This is a genomic window from Enterobacter cloacae complex sp.6700776 (assembly GCF_048284255.1).
Taxonomy (GTDB): Bacteria; Pseudomonadota; Gammaproteobacteria; order Enterobacterales; family Enterobacteriaceae; genus Enterobacter; species Enterobacter intestinihominis.
The window spans coordinates 1-292 of sequence record NZ_JBLVYK010000212.1 but is presented as its reverse complement, the minus strand read 5'-3'; the positions used below and the strand labels follow the sequence as shown (position 1 = coordinate 292).

1 protein-coding gene is annotated in these 292 nt (G+C 62.0%); it reads right to left on the bottom strand.

What is annotated here, in order from left to right; genetic code table 11:
- A partial coding sequence (locus ACNQ0T_RS23925) for an amino acid--tRNA ligase-related protein (RefSeq protein ID WP_417930463.1) occupies positions 1 to 292 on the bottom strand: 292 nt, incomplete at both ends.

Here is a 292-nt window from a genome sequence, read left to right as displayed (position 1 = left end):
GCTGAAGACCTTGAAATCGACCGTCGTCATCGCGTCGGTCAGCTCGGTGAACTCGAGCTTCACGCGCAGGTCGGGCTTGTCGGAGCCGAAGCGGTGCATCGCCTCGGCGTACTTCATCACCGGGTAGTCGCCCAGCTCGACGTTCAGCGCCTTGCGGAAGACATGGCGGATCATGCCCTCGAACATCGAGCGGATTTCCTCCTCGGTGAGGAAGCTGGTCTCGATATCGATCTGCGTGAACTCGGGCTGGCGGTCAGCGCGCAGGTCCTCGTCGCGGAAGCACTTGGTGATC